Source organism: Paenibacillus segetis, assembly GCF_014639155.1.
GTDB lineage: Bacteria > Bacillota > Bacilli > Paenibacillales > Paenibacillaceae > Fontibacillus > Fontibacillus segetis.
In genome coordinates, this window is sequence record NZ_BMFT01000012.1 from 1 (window position 1) to 3,224 (window position 3,224).

Below are 3,224 nucleotides of genomic sequence, written 5' to 3' on the forward strand. Positions count from 1 at the left end.
ATTTCACTCACTCGTTGTTCAGTTTTCAAAGATCAACTTTGTTTCCGTTGCCGTTCAATGTCTCAGCAGCAACTCTTATATCTTACTACATCCAACACCGTTTTACAAGCTTTATTTTTTCTGGCATATCGTAGTGGTTAGCTACAAAAGCTTGTGTTTAACGGGTGGATGTATAATATATCATCTTTCATATTATTGGGCAAGCATATTCAAACTTTTTATACCATCCAATTTTATACATCTAATTTTATATTCTGTCCCAAAAATTTCTCTTCATATATTCTAATCAATTATCTTAGCTTGCACGATCAATCTCATAGTTGGATTAATTAGCGGGTCACAGGTGATCAAGGTCAGAATCTTATCCTTTTTGTTTCTATTTAATACAGAAACATCTGTTGGCTTCACTCTAGATATTTTATACACACTATATTTGAATGTCTCATTTTTCATTTCTATAATAATCTCATCTCCAAGTTCTACTTCATTCAATCTATTAAATAACCTTCCTTTTTTATGCGCTCTGTGAGCAGAAATCGCTGCATTACCTATTTTACCAAGTGGTGTCGTCTCTATCATGTGAGTTGCTGCATGACTCATATTCTCTTTAGTAGCACCTTCAAGCACAGGTAACTTCAAATCTATTTTAGCAATCTTAATGATCGCGATAGGTTTAACTTCGGGCTCAGCGGGCTCAGTCTTCACTTCAATTGGACTTTCTGTGTTATCACTAATTGTTTGTTCTACCTCTGATTGCTGTTCTAGAATTTGGGACAATTTCTCGTAACTGAGCTTAGTTTGGTTGCTAATTATCTCATCGTTATCAGCCTTTGATTTGTCTTCATTATTCAGATCATTCTGTTCGTACCCCAGCTCAGCAGCCTCAAGCAATTTACTTTCCTGCCTTTCCAAATACCACTCGTTAGCCTTCGGATATAACATGATTGCGATCCCAATGATAATAATTACATATGAAATCAGTCTTTTCACCGATCTATCCCCCATTTAACAAAAGAAGCAAAGAGGAAATCCCTCTTTACTCCTTTTTTAATAGTTCTTAGTTACGTTTGCCTGTTTTCTTAAAGATGTAACCCACAGCAATCATAATGAACCCGATCAAATAGAATGGAAGAGCACTGGATTCGCCTGTTTTAGGCAATTTATCAAGCGGAACTTCTTCATCAGGAAGTGTTTCGTTGGTACCAGAACCAACTGCATCAGTTTCAATTGGAGCTACTACAGATCCTTTTGGTGTTTGATCTTCAGGAATCAGAACAACTTCTGGCACTGGTGTGGAGCTTGGTGTTGGTGTAGCGCTTGGAACTGGCGTAGGGCTTGGTGTTGGCGTAGAGCTTGGTGATGTTGGTGGTGTATAGCTTGGTGCTGGTGTTGAGCTTGATGTTGGTGTAGAGCTTGGTGTTGGTGTAGAGCTTGGTACTGGTGTTGAGCTTGGTGTTGGTGTAGAGCTTGGTGTTGGTGTAGAGCTTGGTTCTGGTGTAGAGCTTGGTGCTGGTGTGGAGCTTGGTTCTGGTGTTGAACTTGGTTCTGGTGTTGAGCTTGGTTCTGGTGTTGAGCTTGGTTCTGGTGTTGAACTTGGTTCTGGTGTTGAGCTTGGTTCTGGTGTTGAGCTTGGTTCTGGTGTTGAGCTTGGTTCTGGTGTTGAGCTTGGTTCTGGTGTTGAACTTGGTCCTGGCGTTGGTTCATCTGTTGGTGGTATTGTCGGTGTCGGTGTTGGCTTCGGTGTTTTCGTCGGTGTTGGTGGACATGGTGTTGGGGTTGGCTTTGGTGTTTTCGTTGGTGTTGGCGGACATGGTGTTGGGGTTGGCTTTGGTGTTTTCGTCGGTGTCGGGGTTGGGGTTGGCTTCGGTGTTTTCGTTGGTGCTGGAGTCGGTGGTGTTGGTGTTGGCTTTGGCGTTTTCGTCGGTGTTGGTGGACATGGTGTTGGCGTTGGCTTCGGTGTCTTCGTTGGCTCCGGTGTAGGCGTCGGCTTTGGTGTCTTCGTTGGTTCTGGTGTAGGCTTCGGCCACTTATCATTTGAAACTCCAGTAATGTTAAGCAATTCAGTTCCGGATTCTAACGTCGGGGTCTCAATAGTGTAATCGGATGTGTTGTCAGCATTGTCAAACGAAACTACTACATTACTCTCAGTTCCGGGCTCAGTTTCCGAAGCTTCAACTACTGTCGCTCCATAGCGGAAAGTTGTACTTATTAACAACACTCCTACTAATGTGAGTATTACAGAATACCTTCGTTTCTTCCTCATTATTAAATCCCTCCCAGATTATAATTATCTAACCCTCAAACAAAAAAGAACTCATATCTAAAATACAAAATCAATCAATTTACTCTATGGAAAGAAGGAAAGGCTGCTTATAGGCATTAATCCATAGCAGCCATTCATTCACCTCATCACCTAATACCTGTAACGTTTTTAATCATTAGCGTTTCCGTGTCAATCTAAATATGAAACCAATGGCTACTAATATTACCCCCATTGCATAAAACGGGAGAGAACTACTTTCACCTGTTTTTGGAAGAGAATCCAAAGGAACTTCCTCATCGCTAATTACTACATCTTCCGATGGTACATTGTCTTGTGGTGTAGTCTGGTCTTCACTTATTGGATTTCCCTTAGGTATAGGATCTTCAGGAATTTCAATCTCAAGAATACCATCTGGTGTCGGGCTTGGTGTTACACTTGGTGTTGAGTTCGGTGTAACACCAGGTGTTGTACTTGGCGTTGAGCTCGGCTGCGCACTTGGCGTCGAGTTCGGCGTTTCACCTGGTGTTGCGCTCGGCGTTTCACTTGGCGTCGGGCTCGGTGTTACGCTTGGTGTCGAGCTCGGCGTTTCACTTGGTGTCGGGCTCGGCGTTTCACTTGGCGTTGGGCTCGGCGTTTCACTTGGCGTTGGGCTCGGTGTTACGCTTGGTGTCGGGCTCGGTGTTACGCTTGGTGTCGGGCTCGGCGTTTCACTTGGCGTCGGGCTCGGCGTTTCACTTGGCGTAGGGCTCGGTGTTACGCTTGGTGTCGGGCTCGGCGTTTCACTTGGTGTCGGGCTCGGCGTTTCACTTGGCGTCGGGCTCGGTGTTACGCTTGGTGTCGGGCTCGGCGTTTCACTTGGTGTCGGGCTCGGCGTTTCACTTGGCGTAGGGCTCGGCGTTTCACTTGGTGTCGGGCTCGGCGTTTCACTTGGTGTCGGGCTCGGCGTTTCACTTGGTGTCGG

At 44.8% G+C, this 3,224-nt stretch carries 4 protein-coding genes; 1 reads left to right on the forward strand and 3 read right to left on the reverse strand.

What is annotated here, in order from left to right:
- Positions 1-282: 282 nt before the first annotated feature.
- From IEW05_RS25485 to IEW05_RS26160, 3 genes are all read right to left on the reverse strand, one after another.
- Complete coding sequence (locus IEW05_RS25485) at positions 283-990, reverse strand: class D sortase (protein ID WP_229753769.1); 708 nt, start codon at positions 988-990, stop codon at positions 283-285.
- A gap of 67 nt (positions 991-1,057) precedes the next feature.
- Positions 1,058-2,263, reverse strand: coding sequence for an LPXTG cell wall anchor domain-containing protein (locus IEW05_RS25875; RefSeq protein ID WP_229753771.1), 1,206 nt, complete (start codon positions 2,261-2,263; stop codon positions 1,058-1,060).
- 175 nt (positions 2,264-2,438) lie between these two features.
- On the reverse strand, positions 2,439-2,546 hold the full coding sequence (locus tag IEW05_RS26160; RefSeq protein WP_188542678.1) for an LPXTG cell wall anchor domain-containing protein: 108 nt from the start codon (positions 2,544-2,546) through the stop codon (positions 2,439-2,441).
- 43 nt (positions 2,547-2,589) lie between these two features.
- Here IEW05_RS26160 and IEW05_RS25505 point away from each other — a divergent pair.
- Positions 2,590-3,224: hypothetical protein (locus IEW05_RS25505; RefSeq protein WP_229753773.1), on the forward strand; the 635-nt coding region annotated here is incomplete at its 3' end.

Bases quoted from the DNA above. Each gene is read 5' to 3' on its own strand.
- IEW05_RS25875 (WP_229753771.1), bottom strand. From the start codon at position 2,263: ATGAGGAAGAAACGAAGGTATTCTGTAATACTCACATTAGTAGGAGTG.